This is a genomic window from Nocardioides litoris (assembly GCF_006346315.1).
Classification (GTDB): Bacteria; Actinomycetota; Actinomycetes; order Propionibacteriales; family Nocardioidaceae; genus Nocardioides; species Nocardioides litoris.
Genome location: NZ_VDMR01000004.1, coordinates 157,820 through 173,934 on the forward strand (window position 1 = coordinate 157,820; position 16,115 = coordinate 173,934).

The 16,115-nt window shown below is 74.9% G+C and carries 14 protein-coding genes; 7 read left to right on the plus strand and 7 right to left on the minus strand.

Annotation, left to right across the window (positions count from 1 at the left end):
* Position 1: 1 nt before the first annotated feature.
* Positions 2–406: a peptide-methionine (R)-S-oxide reductase MsrB gene (gene msrB / locus FJQ57_RS14900; RefSeq protein ID WP_139981646.1), complete on the minus strand. Its 405-nt coding sequence runs from the start codon at positions 404–406 to the stop codon at positions 2–4.
* Positions 407–565: 159 nt separating this feature from the next.
* Between msrB and FJQ57_RS14905 the strand changes: the two genes are divergently transcribed.
* The 7 genes from FJQ57_RS14905 to FJQ57_RS14935 all read left to right on the plus strand — a co-directional run bounded on the left by FJQ57_RS14905 (position 566) and on the right by FJQ57_RS14935 (position 6,959).
* On the plus strand, positions 566–1,651 hold the full coding sequence (locus FJQ57_RS14905) for a DNA polymerase domain-containing protein (RefSeq protein WP_139981648.1): 1,086 nt from the start codon (positions 566–568) through the stop codon (positions 1,649–1,651).
* Positions 1,651–1,851 carry a hypothetical protein gene (locus FJQ57_RS14910; RefSeq protein WP_139981650.1) on the plus strand — a complete coding sequence of 67 codons (201 nt, stop codon included), beginning with the start codon at positions 1,651–1,653 and terminating at the stop codon, positions 1,849–1,851. The genes FJQ57_RS14905 and FJQ57_RS14910 overlap by 1 nt, the downstream gene beginning before the upstream one ends.
* An 87-nt stretch (positions 1,852–1,938) precedes the next feature.
* On the plus strand, positions 1,939–3,033 hold the full coding sequence (locus tag FJQ57_RS14915) for a ferredoxin reductase (RefSeq protein ID WP_139981651.1): 1,095 nt from the start codon (positions 1,939–1,941) through the stop codon (positions 3,031–3,033).
* Positions 3,034–3,131: 98 nt separating this feature from the next.
* On the plus strand, positions 3,132–4,376 hold the full coding sequence (locus FJQ57_RS14920) for a fatty acid desaturase family protein (RefSeq protein ID WP_139981653.1): 1,245 nt from the start codon (positions 3,132–3,134) through the stop codon (positions 4,374–4,376).
* 8 nt (positions 4,377–4,384) lie between these two features.
* A complete protein-coding gene (locus tag FJQ57_RS14925) occupies positions 4,385–4,840 on the plus strand; it encodes a hypothetical protein (RefSeq protein ID WP_139981655.1) in 456 nt (151 codons plus the stop codon).
* A gap of 32 nt (positions 4,841–4,872) precedes the next feature.
* Positions 4,873–5,910: a hypothetical protein gene (locus FJQ57_RS14930; RefSeq protein ID WP_139981657.1), complete on the plus strand. Its 1,038-nt coding sequence runs from the start codon at positions 4,873–4,875 to the stop codon at positions 5,908–5,910.
* On the plus strand, positions 5,907–6,959 hold the full coding sequence (locus FJQ57_RS14935; protein WP_139981659.1) for a sulfotransferase family protein: 1,053 nt from the start codon (positions 5,907–5,909) through the stop codon (positions 6,957–6,959). The genes FJQ57_RS14930 and FJQ57_RS14935 overlap by 4 nt, the downstream gene beginning before the upstream one ends.
* Before the next feature lie 492 nt (positions 6,960–7,451).
* Here the strand turns inward: FJQ57_RS14935 and FJQ57_RS14940 are convergent, their stop codons facing one another.
* Genes FJQ57_RS14940 through FJQ57_RS14960 form a run of 6 tightly spaced genes read right to left on the minus strand, consistent with a single transcriptional unit; the run spans position 7,452 to position 16,041 of the window.
* Positions 7,452–10,142, minus strand: coding sequence for a stealth conserved region 3 domain-containing protein (locus FJQ57_RS14940; protein WP_139981661.1), 2,691 nt, complete (start codon positions 10,140–10,142; stop codon positions 7,452–7,454).
* On the minus strand, positions 10,139–10,855 hold the full coding sequence (locus FJQ57_RS14945) for a hypothetical protein (RefSeq protein ID WP_139981663.1): 717 nt from the start codon (positions 10,853–10,855) through the stop codon (positions 10,139–10,141). Before FJQ57_RS14945 ends, FJQ57_RS14940 begins: the two co-directional genes overlap by 4 nt.
* A gap of 39 nt (positions 10,856–10,894) precedes the next feature.
* Complete coding sequence (locus FJQ57_RS14950; RefSeq protein ID WP_170219452.1) at positions 10,895–13,618, minus strand: stealth conserved region 3 domain-containing protein; 2,724 nt, start codon at positions 13,616–13,618, stop codon at positions 10,895–10,897.
* Positions 13,615–14,352: a hypothetical protein gene (locus FJQ57_RS22605; protein ID WP_170219453.1), complete on the minus strand. Its 738-nt coding sequence runs from the start codon at positions 14,350–14,352 to the stop codon at positions 13,615–13,617. Before FJQ57_RS22605 ends, FJQ57_RS14950 begins: the two co-directional genes overlap by 4 nt.
* Before the next feature lie 34 nt (positions 14,353–14,386).
* Positions 14,387–14,938: a hypothetical protein gene (locus FJQ57_RS14955; protein WP_139981667.1), complete on the minus strand. Its 552-nt coding sequence runs from the start codon at positions 14,936–14,938 to the stop codon at positions 14,387–14,389.
* A complete protein-coding gene (locus tag FJQ57_RS14960) occupies positions 14,938–16,041 on the minus strand; it encodes an ATP-dependent DNA ligase (RefSeq protein WP_170219454.1) in 1,104 nt (367 codons plus the stop codon). The genes FJQ57_RS14955 and FJQ57_RS14960 overlap by 1 nt, the downstream gene beginning before the upstream one ends.
* Between the last annotated feature and the right edge of the window lie 74 nt (positions 16,042–16,115).

Sequence of the window (16,115 nt, forward strand, 5' to 3'; positions counted from 1 at the left end):
CCTACTGCTGGTCGGCGGGCTCGAGCGTCAGGCTGATCGAGTTGATGCAGTAGCGGTCGCCGGTCGGCGTGCCGTAGCCGTCGGGGAACACGTGCCCCAGGTGCGAGCCGCAGTTGGCACACCGCACCTCGACCCGCTTCATGCCGAGGGTGTTGTCCTCGAGGTACTCGATCGTGTCGCTGATCGGCTGGTAGAAGCTCGGCCACCCGCAGCCGGAGTGGAACTTGGTGTCGGACTCGAACAGCTTGGCCTGGCAGGCCTTGCAGCGGTAGACGCCGGTGGTCTCGGTGTCGGTGTACTCCCCGACGAACGCGCGCTCGGTGCCGGCCTGGCGCAGCACCTGGTACTCCTGCGGCGAGAGCTCCTCGCGCCACTGCTCGTCGGTCTTCTCCACGTTGTACGCCATGCCCTCGAGCCTACGGCGCCGCGCCCAGGAACCCGGGCGACGTCGGTCACGCCGCAGCCGGCGGCGGTCGCGGAGCGTGTCGAGGAAGGCCACTCCTCGACCGTACGCCGCCCCCGCGGGGGACGCTCCGCAGCCGCCCGGGGCCACTAGGGTCGGCGCATGCCGAAGACGCCCGCCGCCGAGGTCGAGGCCGGGGGCCGCACGGTGCGCGTCTCGAGCCCCGACCGGGTCATCTACGAGGCCACCGAGCGCACGCCGGAGGTCACCAAGCTGATGGTCGCCCAGTACGTCGCCTCGGTCGACGACGGCCTGATGCGGGCGCTCCGCGACCGGCCGACCGCGCTGGAGCGGTGGACCTCCGGCGTACGTGAGGGGATGCGGCTGGCCACCGGGCCGCAGGACCGCAACGCCGACGCGTTCTACCAGAAGCGCGTGCCCAAGGGCGCGCCCGACTACCTCGAGACCGTCGAGATCACCTTCCCCAGCGGACGCACGGCCGAGGAGATCTGCCCGACCGAGATCGCGGTGCCGGTCTGGTGCGCGCACATGGGCACCCTCACCTTCCATCCCTGGCCGGTGCGCCGCGACGACGTCGACCACCCCGACGAGCTGCGCATCGACCTCGACCCGCAGCCGGGCACGACGTTCGCCGACGCAGTGCGCGTGGCCGGCGTCGCCGACGAGCTGCTGCGCGAGCTCGGCCTGGTCGGCTACCCCAAGACCAGCGGCAACCGGGGGATCCACGTCTACGTGCGCATCGAGCCCCGGTGGGAGTTCACCGACGTGCGGCACGCGGCCATCGGGTTCGGTCGCGAGCTGGCGAAGCGCGACGAGGGCGTGACGGTCGACTGGTGGAAGGAGGAGCGCGGCGAGCGGATCTTCGTCGACTACAACCAGAACAACCGCGACCGCACCATCGCCTCGGCGTACTCGCTGCGGCCGCTGCCCGGCGCGCCCGTCTCGACGCCGGTCACCTGGTCCGAGCTGGCCGACCTCCGTGACCCCCGCGAGCTCAACCTCTTCACCGTCCCCGACCGCCTCGCCGACGGCGACCCGTGGGCGAGCATCGACGACACGGCCCACGACGTCACGCCCCTGCTGGACCTGTGGGAGGAGCAGGGCGCGGTGGAGCTCAACTTCCCGCCCGACTACCCCAAGATGCCCGGCGAGCCGCCGCGGGTGCAGCCGAGCAAGAAGGTCGCCGAGCACTGGGACGACGACGGCAACCGGGTCGAGGGCACCTGATGGGCGAGCAGTGGCGGGCTGCGCCGTGGTGGTTCCGCGTGCTGGCCGTCCTGGGGGTGCTGTGGTTCTTGGCCGGCCTGCTGGTGGGGGTGGCGATGGTCTTCCTCCCGGGCCCCGGGCTCGTGACGATCGTCGTCGGCTCGCTGGGACTGGCGCCGGTCATCCTGATGGCGGTCCGCAGTGCCGACCCGCCGCGGTGAGCCGGACTCATACCGCCTGACGGGGCCCGAAGTCCAGGTCCACAAGGGGTGTTGCCACGTCGAGTAAACGGTTGTTCACTGAGCGACGTGACGAGCACCACGAAGCCGCCGGAGGGCCGGTTCACCTGGGAGCGGGTCCGCAAGGGCGCCGACAAGCTCACGACGCCGCTCCTGCCCGACGACTACCTCACGCTGCTCAACCCGCTGTGGAGCTCGCGCGAGCTGCGGGGCCGGGTGGAGAAGGTCGTCCCGGAGACCGAGGACGCCGCCACCCTCGTCATCCGTCCCGGGTGGGGCTGGCGCTACCAGCACCGCCCCGGCCAGTACGTCGGCATCGGGCTGCGCGTGCAGGGCAAGTGGCACTGGCGCTCCTACTCCGTGAGCAGCCCGCCCAAGCGCTCCGGCCGCCACCTCGCGATCACCGTGCGGGCGATGCCGGAGGGGTTCCTCTCCGAGCACCTCGTCAAGGGCCTCGAGCCCGGCACCATCGTCCGGCTGGCGCTGCCGCAGGGCGACTTCGTGCTGCCCGACCCGCCGCCGGCCAAGCTGCTCTTCCTCGTCGGCGGCAGCGGCATCACCCCGGTGATGTCGATGCTGCGCACGCTCGACCGGCGCGGCACCATGCCCGACGTCGTGCTGCACTACGCCTCGACCACGCCGGAGCGGATGATCTTCCGCGAGGAGCTGCGCGCCCTGCACGAGCAGCACCCCGACCTCACCGTCCACGAGTGGTTCTCCGACGAGCAGGGCATCTTCGACCTCGCCGACCTGGCCGACGTCGTCCCCGACTGGCGCGAGCGCGAGACCTACGCCTGCGGCCCGGCGCCGATGCTCGACGCGGTGACCGAGCACTTCGAGGAGCACGACCTCGACGAGCACCTCCACCTCGAGCGGTTCTCCCTCGAGCTGGGGGGAGACGGCGGCGAGGGCGGCACCGTGCGCTTCCAGAACTCCGGCAAGGAGGTCGAGGTCGACGGCGCCACCACCGTGCTCGAGGCCGGCGAGGAGGCCGGCGTCGGCATGCCCTACGGCTGCCGCATGGGTGTGTGCCACACCTGCACCCTGACCCTCGTCTCCGGCAAGGTCCGCGACCTGCGCAACGGCGACGAGTTCAACCAGCCCAACGAGGCCATCCAGACCTGCGTCACCGCGCCCGTCGGTGACTGCGTCCTCAACATCTGACCCACCCGGACCTGCACACCGCTCCACCCGGCTGCACCCAGCTCGACCCCGCACCACGCACCACGCACCACACCCATCACCCACCCTCCGGAGGAACCGTGGCCATCGCCGACGTCCAGGAGTACATGCACCTCACCGACGAGGAGGTCGAGCAGCTCGGACGCGAGCTCGACCAGATCCGCGCCGACATCGAGGAGTCGCGCAACGCCGACGACGCGGCGTACATCAACAGGCTGATCAAGGTGCAGCGAGGCCTCGCCGCGGCGGGCCGCATCACGCTGCTCCTCGGCCTGCACTCGAAGAAGACGCGGGCCGCGTCCTGGGTGGCCGGCTCCTCCGCGCTCGCCCTGGCCAAGATCCTCGAGAACATGGAGATCGGCCACAACGTCATGCACGGCCAGTGGGACTGGATGAACGACCCCGAGATCCACTCCTCCACCTGGGAGTGGGACACCGCGCAGCCGGCCGAGCAGTGGAAGCACAGCCACAACTACATCCACCACCAGTTCACCAACGTGCTCGGCTACGACAACGACATCGGCTACGGCATCATGCGCCTGGCCCGCGAGCAGAAGTGGAACCCCTACTACCTCGGGCAGCCGGTCTACAACGCGTTGCTGGCCACGCTGTTCCAGTGGGGGGTCTCGCTGCACGACCTCGACCTCGAGCGCATCCGCAAGGGCCAGAAGGACCCGAAGGAGATGAAGCGGCAGCTCAAGCAGATCCTGAAGAAGGGCCGCAACCAGATCCTCAAGGACTACGTCGTCTACCCGGCGCTGTCCGGGCCGCAGTGGAAGGCGACGCTGACCGCCAACGCCACGGCCAACCTGGCCCGCAACCTGTGGGCCTACATGATCATCTTCTGCGGCCACTTCCCCGACGGGGCGCTGCACTTCACCGAGGACGAGCTCGAGGACGAGACCCGCGCCGAGTGGTACCTGCGCCAGGTGCTCGGGGCGGCCAACTTCCAGGGCGGCCCGCTGCTGCACATCATGTCCGGCAACCTGGGCTACCAGATCGAGCACCACCTCTTCCCCGACCTGCCGAGCAACCGGTACGGCGAGATCTCGGTCCGCGTGCGCGAGCTGTGCGACAAGTACCAGATCCCCTACACGACCGGCCCGCTGCACCAGCAGTACGGCCAGGCGCTGCGCACCATCATGAAGCTCTCGGTGCCCAACAGCTGGACCAAGGACGACCGGCACTACGCCCGGGTCGGCGACAACCCGCCGGCGCAGCAGGAGCAGTCCCGCGGCCGCAAGAGCGACGCCGAGCGCCCCTCGCGGATGGCCGAGCTGGGCACCTGGTCGCGCAGCCCGCGCGAGCGCGAGAAGGAGGACTGAACCACCCCGTGGACCCCGCACCCCGCGACCTCGTCGACCTGCCGCGCGACCCCGAGCTGGGGCTCCCGGTGCCGTTCATGTGCGGCACCGAGGGCTTCGGCGGGGCGCGTGACGGGTCGCCGCCCACGCTGCGCCGTCTCGACGGCCGCCGCGTCACCCAGTGCGCCCTGTCGCGGGTGTGTGGGGTGTGCGGGTCCACCCTGGGTCGGCCGGTCGCCTTCGTCGGCACCGAGATCGAGCAGGCCCGCAACGCCTTCCACGCCGCCCCGCTCCACGTCGCCTGCGCCGACTCGCTGCGCGGCTGGCTCGACGGCCTCGACGGCCCCCTCATCGGGCAGGACGCCGCCGACGTCGCGGCGTCGGCCTGGGTGACCGTCACGACGTCGGGCTTCGAGTTCGTCCGAGCGTCGTCGGAGGACCTCGACCGCCGCCCCACCTTCCAGCCCAACTCGCTCTCGACGTAGCGACCGACCCGGCGACCGATAGCCTTCCGCGGGTGCGGAAGGTCCTCCTCGTCACCGGCTCCGGCCGCAGTGGCACGAGCAGCGCCGCCGGCACGCTCAAGCGGCTGGGCTTCCACGTGCCCCAGCCCGAGGTCCCGACCGACGAGAAGAACCCGCGCGGCTACTACGAGCCCCTGTGGGTCGCGCAGTTCCACAAGGAGTGGCTCGACGGCCTCGGCGTCCGCACCATCGACGGCCGCCCGTACGCCGGCGAGGTGGCCCTCGCCGACCTGACGCCCGAGCGCGAGGGCCGGCTCCGCGGGTGGCTGGCCGCCGAGCTCGCTGCCCGTGCCGCCGACGACGTGGTCGTGGTCAAGGAGACCCGCGCCTACTGGGTCTACCCGCTGTGGCAGCGCGTCGTCGCCGACGCCGGGGCGGCGCTGGTCAGCCTGACCATGCTGCGCCATCCCGCCCAGGTCGTGCGGTCGCGCGACGCGGCGTACCTCAGCGACTGGTCCGACGACCTGCGCCGCCAGCGCGAGGTGGCCAACGTCGCGGCGTGGGCCAACGCGCTGTTCGTCACCGAGCGCGCCACCCGCGACAACCCGCGCGCGTTCGTGCCCTACCCCGACCTGCTGGCCGACTGGCGCGCCGCCGTCACCCGCGCCTGCGGCCAGCTCGGCCTCGACCCGGGCGACCTCGCCGCGCAGCACCCGGTCGACGACTTCCTCACCGCGAGCCTCAACCGATCCGCCGACACCTGGGAGGGACTCCACGTGCCCGACGTCCTCGTCGACCTCGCCGAACGCACCTGGTCCGCCGCGCAGACGCTCGTCCTCGACCCCGCCGACAGCGGTGCCCGGACGGCGCTCGACGGCCTCGCGCAGGAGTACGCCGACCTGCACGGCACGGCCGTTGCGGTCGCCTCCGACGAGACCGCGGCCCAGGTGCTGGCCCAGAAGCGGGCGCTGCAGGAGCGGCTCGCGGTCAAGAACGAGCGGCTCGACCGGCTCCGCCGCCGGGTCCGCGAGCTCGAGGCGGCCGCCGGTCCCGCCGCCGGCCCCGCCGAGGCGACGGGGGAGGCCCGGTGAACGGGCGCGTCGTCCTCGTCGCGGGCGCCGGGCGCAGCGGCACCAGCACCGTCGCGGGCGCGCTCAGCATGCTCGGCGTCCACCTGCCCGGTCCGCAGGTGCCGGCCGACGAGACCAACCCCCGCGGGTTCCACGAGACCCAGTGGGTCGTCGACCTGCACAAGCGGATGCTCCGGCGCTCGCCCGTCGTCCGCACCCTCGACGCCCGGCCGGAGGCCGCCGAGCTCGCCGCCGGGCTGCCGACCGACGACGACGCCGAGGAGCTCGACGGCTGGCTGGCCCGGGCACTGCGCGACGCACCCCGCGGCCAGGTCGTCGTCAAGGACCCGCGCGTGTTCTGGTTCCACGACCTGTGGCGCGGCGCCGCCGCCCGTGCGGGCGCCGAGCTGGGCTTCGTCACCATGCTGCGCCACCCGGTCGAGGTCGCGAAGTCGCGCGACACCCACTACACCCCGACCGACCGCGGCGAGTCCTTCCGCCGCCAGCGGGCCACGGCCAACATCGCGGGCTGGGTGCACGCGCTGCTGGTGACCGAGGAGGTCAGCCGGCCCGACCCCCGCGCCTTCGTCCGGTACGCCGACCTGCTGGCCGACTGGCGCCCGGTGCTCGCCGAGGTGGCCGGTCGCCTCGGCCTCGACCTCGACCACGCCGGCGACGCCGACGTCGACGCGTTCATCGAGCCGACCCTGCGTCGATCCGAGGCCGACTGGAGCAGCGTCGACGTCCCCGACACCCTCCGCGCGGTCGCCGAGGGCGTCTGGGAGCAGGTCGACCGCCTCGTCGCCGACCCGACCGACCCCGCCGTCCCGCCCGCCCTCGCCGCCCTGCGCGCGGACTACGAGCGCCTGCACGACCACGCCGTCGGTGTCGCGCTGGACCACACCCAGGCCCGCGAGGTGCACGTGCGCCGGCGCACCCGGGCCAACCTGCGTGAGGAGTACGAGTCAACCATCGCCGAGCTGGAGCAGCAGCTCGAGGACGCCAACCTCGCCGAGGAGGGGGGCGACGAGACCCCTCCGCGGGGGTTGTTCCTGCGGCGCCGCCACTGACTGTTCTGGGTGCTGGTGTGGGCGGCCGCGCGCGTAGTCGATCGGGTCTCCGCGTCAAGGACGTCGCTTCGCTCCGCCGCTTCGCGGCGACCTTCGGTCGTCCTTGACCCGGAGCCTCGCCCGATCGACTGACGGCGCGCTCAACGGCACGGGCTCCGCCCGCGCCGCCGCTGGCGCGGCCGCCCCCGACTCCTGCTGCCGATCTCCCACTTCTGGTGGGTAATTACCGACCAGGAGCGGGAGATCCCCGTCAGGAGTGGTGCGGTCGGGTCACGTGTGACTGGTGGGGCGGGTGGCCGCGCCAGCGGCGGCGCGCCGAGCTTGCGAGGCGTCGCCGACAGCGCGCAGTCCGGCGGGCCGCGCGAGGCTCGGGGTCAAGGACCGCGAAGCGGCCGGCGGAGCCGGCGCCGCAGGCGTCCTTGACGCCGAGACGCGGCCTGCCACGCGCGCGGCCACCCGACCCACCCACAGCCACCGGCCCCCGGAGGACCGTCACCGCTCCCAGGGCGCCGCGATCGGGAAGTACTCACCCAGGAACCGCGCGACCAGCGCGTCGACCTGGGCCGGGTCGCGGCCGTGGTCGAGCCCGTCGCCGAGGCAGAAGCCGGCGCGCTCGCGGCGGAGCAGCTCGTTGAGGCGCCGGCGCACGACGGTCTCGGTGAGGTCGACGAAGGCGTAGTCGGCGCGGCCGACCTGGGCGGCGCCGGTGAGCAGGCCGTAGTGCTGGGCCAGCGAGGAGAGCACGGAGACGTCGGTGGGTGAGCGGAACGGCGCGCGGGCGGTGGCCTCGACCTCGGCGGCGAAGCGCTCGGTCACCTCCCGCACGAGCGAGACGCGGTGGGCGTACGGCGCGTGCAGCAGCGAGTTGACCGTGACGGCCCCGAACGCGTCGGCCAGCAGGCTGCGGTTGTTGTCGGCGGCCCGCGACCAGGGGAGGTCGGCCTCGTCGGGCAGGCCGACGACGGTGGAGGAGGGGAAGACCAGAGGTGCGCCGGCGGGGGAGAAGAACGCCTCGGGCGGCGTCGGCGTCCCCAGGAAGAAGTCGTCGTTGAGGTAGAGGAAGTGCTCGGCGAGGCCGTCGATGCGGTGCAGCGCGGTCTCGATGGCGTGCGAGCTGAAGGTGGGCAGGGCCTCGGCGGGCAGCAGGTCGCGGTGGTCGACGAGGTGGACCTGCGGGTGGTCGACGTCGAGCCAGTCGGGCACCTGGCCCGCGGTGACGACGTGGATGGTGCGCACCCACGGCGCGAACAGGTGCAGCCCCCGCAGGGAGTGGCGCAGCTCGCCGCGGTCGACGAACCGGGCCGCGCCGCTCGCCGCCGCGGACGAGACGGCCTCGCCGCCGACCCCGGCGAGCCGGGCTCGACGCGCGGCGTCCCAGGCCGGGTCGGAGCCGTCGACCCAGGTGTAGACGACGTCGACGGGGAAGCGGCAGTCGTAGACCGTGGGTGCGGCCATGACGGGCAGGGTCGGCACCTCGAGCCCGTGCACGGTCGTGGTGGCGGTGGTCACCGGCACGGGGACGGAACGGGTCCAGGTGACGTGCCCGGGCACCGCGTGCAGGTCGCCGTCGGGCCCGGCCTCCCAGAACTCCACGGCCACCGAGCAGCCGTGGCCCAGCAGCGACCCGCGGGGGTCGACGGGGCCGTCGACGAGCGGCCAGGGCTCGAGCAGCAGCCGGCCGGTGCGGCCGCGACGGATCGGCGGCACGACCTCGGCCGGGGTGCCACGGCGGCTGGGCCAGCCTCGGTGCTCCGGGTCGTGCACCGAGAGGTACGGCGGCAGCGCGCCCGGCGCGGTGAGGGCGTCGAGGAACGCGGCCCGGGCGTCCATGGGCAGCACGACCGTCGCGGGGCGGCCGGGGCGGTCGGGGACCACGAACCAGGTGTCGCTGACCCGGCGGGCCAGACCGGTGGCGGCGGCGAGGGCGGCCGTGCGGGCCTGCGCGGGCGTGGTGCCGTCGCCCTCGCAGCCGACCGGCGCGAGGTCCTGGTCGACGACGGGCACGCGGACCGCCGCGGCCCGGTGGACGGCGGCCGCGCGGCCGCCGGGGCCGGGGGTGGCGCGTCGGCGCGCGACGGCCTCGGCGAAGACCGCCAGCCAGCGGTCGGTGACGGCCTCGGGTGCCCAGGCGGCGGCCGTGGTCCGGGCCGCGGCGCCGAGCCGCTGCCGCTCGGCGGGGTCGGAGGCCAGGCGCAGCAGGGCGGCCGAGACCCCGGGCACCGAGCCCTGGGTGACCAGCAACCCGTCGACGTCGTGGGTGACCTGGTCGCGGGGCCCGGTCGGCATGTCGTAGGCCACCACCGGCACCCCGGCGGCCATCGCCTCCTGGATGACGAGTGGGAAGCCCTCGCCGGCCCGCGAGACCAGCGCCGACATCCCGGCCCGGGCCCACTCGCCGCGCATGTCGGACGAGGCGCCGGGCAGCTCGACCCGATCGTGCAGGTCGAGCTTGCGCACCATGCCCATGATCTCGAACCGCGCCGGCCCCTCGCCGAAGATCCGCAGCCGCCACCCGGGCATGCGGTCGGCGACGGCGCCGAACGCCCGCACCAGCACCGGCCACTGCTTCTCGCCGTCGAGCCGGCCGGCGCACACGACGACGGGCTCGGTGAGCGGCGAGCGGGGCCGGAAGCCCGGCGCCAGGGCGTTGGGCACCACGACGACCTCGGGGGCGTCGGGGCCGAGCGCCGTGCGCAGCCAGTGGGCCATGGGCTCGGTGAGCATCGCGACCACGTCGGCCCGGCGGGCGACGTCGAGGAGCAGCTGGCGGCTGTGGGGCCGGGAGGCGGAGGAGCGGTGCTCCTGGTGGACGACGACGGTGCGCGGCGGGGCGAGCTGGACGGCGTAGCCGAGCATGGCCGGGGTCACGGTCACGAGCACGTCGGCGCGCAGCGCGGGGAGCGCCGCCTCGAGCGCGACGTCGACCCGCGCGTCGAGACCGGGGTCGGCGTTGTCGGGCAGCAGCAGCGGCGGCCGGTCGCGCCAGGGCTCGTGCTCGGCGCCGACGAGGTCACGCACCCGCACCCGCGGGTCGAGCGGGAAGTGGTGGCGCCCTCCGTCGGGCAGCACGCTGAGCACCTCGACGTCGACGCCGCGACCGACCAGGGCGTTGGCCTGGGTCGCCACGGCCCCGGCGGTGCCGCCGAGGTCGTGGATCGTCGCGATCAGGAAGGCGACCTTCATGGCAGCGGCCTCACGGGGGGCTCGCGGCGGTGCAGGGCCAGGCGGCCGTCGCGCAGCCAGCGCAGCTCGAGGTCGGGGGCGGCCAGCGGGGGCAGCGAGGTCGCGTGCTGCGGCCGGTCGAGGACGTGGCGGGTGCGCCGCAGCGGCGTGCCGTCGACCTCCAGCGGCAGGCTCTCGTCCCAGGGCAGGTCACGCACCTCGCCGACCACGAGCACCCCGTCGCGCACCGGCAGGGTGACCTCGCCCGCGGTCACCGAGACGACGCCGGGTGCCCCGAGGCGCACCTCGACGACCGGGGCGCCGTCGTCACCGACGCCGCCGGCCACCGCGAGCACCGGCACGCCGGGCTCCGCCGACCGCCGTCGTACGACGACGTGGCCGGTGGCGGGGTCGCGGTCGACGTCGAGCTGCCAGTGGCCGTCGGCGGTGGTCGGGGCCTCGAGGGTCGGGGTCGCCGGGCGCTCGGCCCAGTCGGCGACGACCGGGGTGCGCCGGCGGCCGTGGACCAGCCGGAGCTCCACCCGCTCGGCCGGGTCGGCGGCGAGCGCCGCCGCGAGCGGGACCACCGCCACCAGCAGCGACTTGCGGTCGTGCACCTCGGTCTCGGTCTCGACCGCCACGTCGGGGCCGTCGTCGCGGGCCAGGACGAGGGGTCCGCGGGTGCCGGCGACGGCGAGCCACAGGTGCTCGCCGTCGGCGACCCGCGCGTGCACCGCCCCAGCGGACGACCGCGCTCGGCTGAGGAGACCCATCTACCCAGCCTCCCAGGGTGCGGGCAGCGGGTAGTAGTGCCGGAGGAACTCGTCGAGGCTGCGCGCCAGCCGGTCGCCGTCGAGGGCGTGGTCGTGGTGGTCGCCGAGGCAGAGGAAGTCCTGCTCGCGGCGCAGCGCCCGCCGCAGCTGGCCCTCGACGCCGGCGTTGCTGAGGTTGACGAAGGTCAGCGGGTGCTCCTCGAGCGAGGCGACGTAGGCGGTGCCGCTGAGCAGGCCGTAGTGCTGGGCCAGCGAGCTCAGGGTCGAGACGTCGTCACCGCTGCGGAAGGGCCGCCGCGCCGTGGCCGCCAGCGCCTCGGGGAACTCCCGCTCGAGGGCCTCGAGCACCGAGACCCGGTGGGCGTAGGGCGCGTGGGCCAGGTGGCGCAGGGTGACCGCGCCGAACCGTTCCTGCAGCAGCTGGCGGTTGTGCCAGGCGGCGCGGACGAAGGGCGGCACGTCGGGGTCGGCGGTGTCGCCGGTGAGCCCGACGTTCTGCCGGGAGAGGAAGACCGAGGTCAGGCCGGCCGGGGAGAACAGCGCCTCGGGCCGCAGCGGGCGGCCCAGCAGGAAGTCGTCGTTGAGGTAGACGAAGTGCTCGGCCAGGCCGGGCACCCGGTGCAGCGCGGTCTCGATGGCGTGGGAGCTGAAGGTCGGCAGGGCGTCGGCGGGGAGGATCTCGCGGTGGTCGACGACCCTGACGCCCGGGTGGTCGTGGTCGAGCCACGCGGGCACCTGTCCGGCGGTGACGAGGTGGATGCGCCGCAGCCACGGCGCGAACAGGTGCAGGCTGCGCAGGGCGAAGCGCAGCTCGCCGTGGTCGACGAACCGGGCGCGGCCGCTGGCCGTGCGGGCCTGCGCGGCCTCGCCGGACTCGGCCAGGCGGGCCGCGCGGGCGGCGTCCCAGGCCGGGTCGCGCCCGTCGACCCAGGTGACGACGGCGTCGACCGGGAAGCGCACCTCGGTGGCCGTGGGCGCCAGCAGCAGCGGCAGCGAGCGGACGGTGACGCCGTCGACCTCGGCCTCGACGGCCTCGGACCGGACGACGGCGGGCGGCAGCCGGTCGGCGTACGGGTTGCGGCGCGGAGCGACGAGGTCGCCGGCCGCGTCGTGCTCCCAGAACTCGACCTCGACGCCGCCGGCCCCGGTGAGCACGCCGCCGTCGGGCCACGGCTCGAGCGCCACGACCGACGTGCGGCCGCTGCGCAGGTCGGCGGCCAGGTCGGCGACCGGTCCCCGGCGCTCGGGCCACCCGGCCTCGGCGGGGTCGCGCAGGCAGAGGTACGCCGGGCAGCCCGGCCGGGCCAGGGCCTCCAGCACGGCGTCGCGGGCGTCGGCGGGAGCGACGACCAGCGGGGCGGGGTGCTCGTGGGCGGGGACGACGAGCCAGGTGTCGGTGGCCGTGCGGACGGCGTCGACCGCCCAGGCCAGGGCGGCGGCCCGGGCCTCGGCCGGTGTCGTGCCGGAGCCCGCGTCGAGGCCCGTGTCGGCGGCCGGCCGGTCGTCGCGGTCGGCCGGGCGCGGGGCGAGGGCGCGGGCCTCGAGCCGGCCGTGGCTGCCCCGGCGCTCGCGGGCCCCGGTGAGCACCTCGTCCCAGCGGCGGGCGACGGCGGCGGCGTCCCAGCGGGCGGCGGTGCGCAGCGCGCCGGCGCCGAGGCGGTGGCGCAGGTCGACGTCGTCGACGAGCCGCAGCAGCGCGGCGGCGAGGCCGCTGGTGGCCTGGGGGGCGACGAGGAGGCCGTTGACCTCGTGCTCGATGATCTCCCGCGGCCCGGAGGGGGAGTCGAAGCTGACGACCGGCACGCCCGCGGCCATGGCCTCCTGCAGCACGAGCGGGTAGCCCTCGGTGCGGGAGGAGAGCACCGCGACCGAGGCGCTCGCCCACTCGGCGGCCATGTCGGGCACGGTGCCGGGCAGCTCGACGCGGTCCCAGAGGTCGTGCTTGCGCACCTGGCGCAGCAGCTCGGCGCGCTGCGGTCCGTCGCCGCAGATGCGCAGCCGCCAGCCCGGCGCCCGGCCGGCGACCTCGGCGAAGGCGTCGACCAGCCGGGGGAGCTGCTTCTCGCCGACCAGCCGGCCCCCGGTCACGACCAGCGGCTGGTCGAGGGCCGAGCGGGGCGCGTGGCCCGGCGGGAGCGGGTTGGGCACGACGACGGTCTCGGGCGCCAGCTCGCCGAGCTGCTCGCGCAGCCACGCCTCGACGGTGGGCGTCAGCAGCGCGACCACGTCGGCCTGCGGGGCGTGGGCCAGCAGCGGCTCGAGCCCGCCGGTGCGGGTGTGCGAGGCGCGGTGCTCCTGGTGGACGACGACGGTGCGGGCGGGCAGCAGCGTGGTCGCCGCGGCCAGCAGGCCGGGGGTCGTGGTGACGACCGCGTCGAGGCCGAGCCCGGGCAGGGTGCGCTCGAGGGCGACGTCGGCCAGGGCCGAGAGCTGGGGGTCCCAGCGTCGCGGCACGAGGGCCGACTCCCGCCGGTGGAGGGTCGCGGCCAGGTCGCCGACGAGCGCGTCGCGGCCCGTGGTGGCCGGCCGGCCGGGGTCACGGACGTCGACGAGGTAGGTCGTGCGCACGCGCGGGTCGACGGGGTGGTGGGGGCGCTCGGCGGTGCGCAGGACGCTCAGCAGGGTGACGTCGTGCAGGTCGGCCAGCGCGCCGGCCTGGGTGATCACCGACCGGGCGGTGCCGCCGGGGCCGTCGAGGTTGGTGAGGAGGAAGCCGACCTTCACCCGCCGGCCCCCTGGTCCTCGGCGACGCGGGCGACGAGGGTGCCGTCGCCACCCCAGCGCAGCCGCAGGCGCCCCAGCGCGGGCAGCGGGGCGCCGCGGCCGGCGTCGGCGAGGCCGTCGGCCCGGCGCCGGACCGGCCGGCGGTCGTCGCCGACGACGACCCGGGTGCGCTGCGGCGCCAGGTCGGCGACGGCGGCGTCGTCGAGCAGCGGGCCGGGCCACGACGCGACCACCGTGCCCCCGTCGTCGACGAGGTGGACCGGCGCGTCGGCGACGTCGGGCCCGAGGTCGAGGCGCACGCCGTCGGGCTCGAGGTCGACGCCCGCGAGCTCGACCGCCGGGTCGAGCGGCTCGACCCGGAGCCGCAGCCGCTCGTCGGGGGCGCGCTCGGGCCGGGGTCGGACGGTCGCGGCGGGGGCGGTCGCGGCGCGCAGCACCGTGCCGTCGGGGACGACCAGCGGGACGTCGGGCCCGCCCGGCACCGCCAGCACGACGTCGTACGACGCGGGGGCGAGGCCGTCGAGGTCGAGCCGCGCCGCGAGGTGGCGCTCGTCGGAGGTGTCGGTGGACGGGACAGCGGCTCCGGGGCGCAGGGCGAACGCCGCCCCCGTGGGCACCGGACGGGCCACCGCCAGCCACAGTCGACGGCCGTCGAGGACACCGGCGAACGCGACCTCGACCGACCCCTCGGGGCCGGTGGCGCGCGACTCCTCGGCGCGTCGGCGGAGCCTCACCCGGGACAGACTAGTGAGCGGCGGGGCGGCACCGTCAGGCCCCCGAGATGCCGTCCGGGCCGGCGGCCTGCTCGTCGAAGGTCTCGTGCTCGAGCAGGTGCAGCACCGGCACGTCGAGCTTGCGCCGGGCCTGCGAGGACCAGTCGAGACGGAAGAGCTCGGCGACCACGTGCGGGGCGGTCAGGACGATGGCCTCGCGCCCGTCGACCCGCTGGACGGTGGCGGTGAGCTCGTCGACCGGCGAGCCGGTGACCAGGGCGCTGGAGCCCACCGTCGCGCCGGCCGTCTCGAGCGCGGCGACGGTGGCGGCCAGGTCGGTGGTCGCCCGCTCGCGCAGGTCGGCGGAGACCTCGTGCAGGTCGACCGGGTCGATCGGCACGTGCGGCGCGGCCAGCAGCTCGCTGCCCGACAGCGACCCGAGCGAGGCCTCCACCCGGGCCGCGGCGTCGTCGACCGGCAGCAGCACGTGGTAGGTCACCGGGCCGTCGAGGCCCTCGTGCAGCGAGCGCACCTGGCGGGCGTCCTGCGGGGTGAGCGGCTGCTCCACCAGCAGCACCACGTCGTACTCATCAGGCTGGTCGGCCATCACTGTCCTCCGCTCAGGACCTCGGCGAGGTCGTAGCTCACAGGCTGCTCCAGCTGCTCGTAGCCGCAGGAGGTGGGGTCGCGGTCGTCGCGCCACCGCTTGAAGTGCGCGGTGTGCCGGAAGCGCCGGCCCTCCATCGCGTCGTACTTGACCTCGAGCACGCGCTCGGGCCGCAGGGGCGTGAACGAGAGGTCCTTGCCCTGGCTCCACCGGCTCTGGGTGCCGGGGACGCGGTCGGGGTTGCCGACGAGGAACTCGTTCCACTTCCCCCAGGGGTGGTCCTCGATGCCGCACACCAGCGGCTGCAGCTCCTCGATGAGCTCGGCGCGGCGCTTCTCGGTGAAGCTCGCGCTGACGCCGATGTGCTGCAGCTCGCCGTCGGCGTACAGGCCGAGGAGGAGGCTGCCGAGCAGCGGCCGCTCGGGGGTGGAGGTCTTGTGCTCGCGGTAGCCCGCGACGACGACGTCGGCGGTGCGCTCGTGCTTGATCTTCATCATGGTGCGGCCGTTGGGGGCGTACGGCGCCCCGAGCGGCTTGGCGATGACGCCGTCGAGCCCGGCGCCCTCGAACTGGTGGAACCAGCGCTCGGCGACCTCGGGGTCGTCGGTGGTGCGGGTCAGGTAGCAGGGGCCCGTGAGCCCGGAGAGCGCGTCGACGAGGGCCGCGCGGCGCTCGGCGAACGGCCGGTCGACGTACGACTCCTCGCCGAGGGCCAGCAGGTCGAAGGCGACGAAGGAGGCGGGGGTCTTCTCGCTCAGCATCCGCACGCGCGAGTCGGCGGGGTGGATGCGTTCCTGGAGCACCTCGAACTCCAGGCGCGGGCCCACCGCGACGAACACCTCGCCGTCGAGCACGCACCGCTCGGGCAGCTGCTCGCGGGCGGCGGCGACGAGCTCGGGGAAGTAGCGGGTGAGCGGCTTGGTGTTGCGGCTGGTCAGCTCGACCTCGTCGCCGTCCTTGAAGACCAGGCAGCGGAAGCCGTCCCACTTGGGCTCGAAGGACAGGCCGGTGAGGCCGCCGACGGTGTGCCTGGCCGGGTCCGGCACGCCCGCGACCGCCTTGGCCAGCATGGGCTGGACGGGTGGCATCACGGGCAGGTCCACGGGTCCTACCTAACCATGCAGGTGCGTGGCACGATCGATGACAGCACCGCTGTGATCGTCGAGGGGGACGCGCT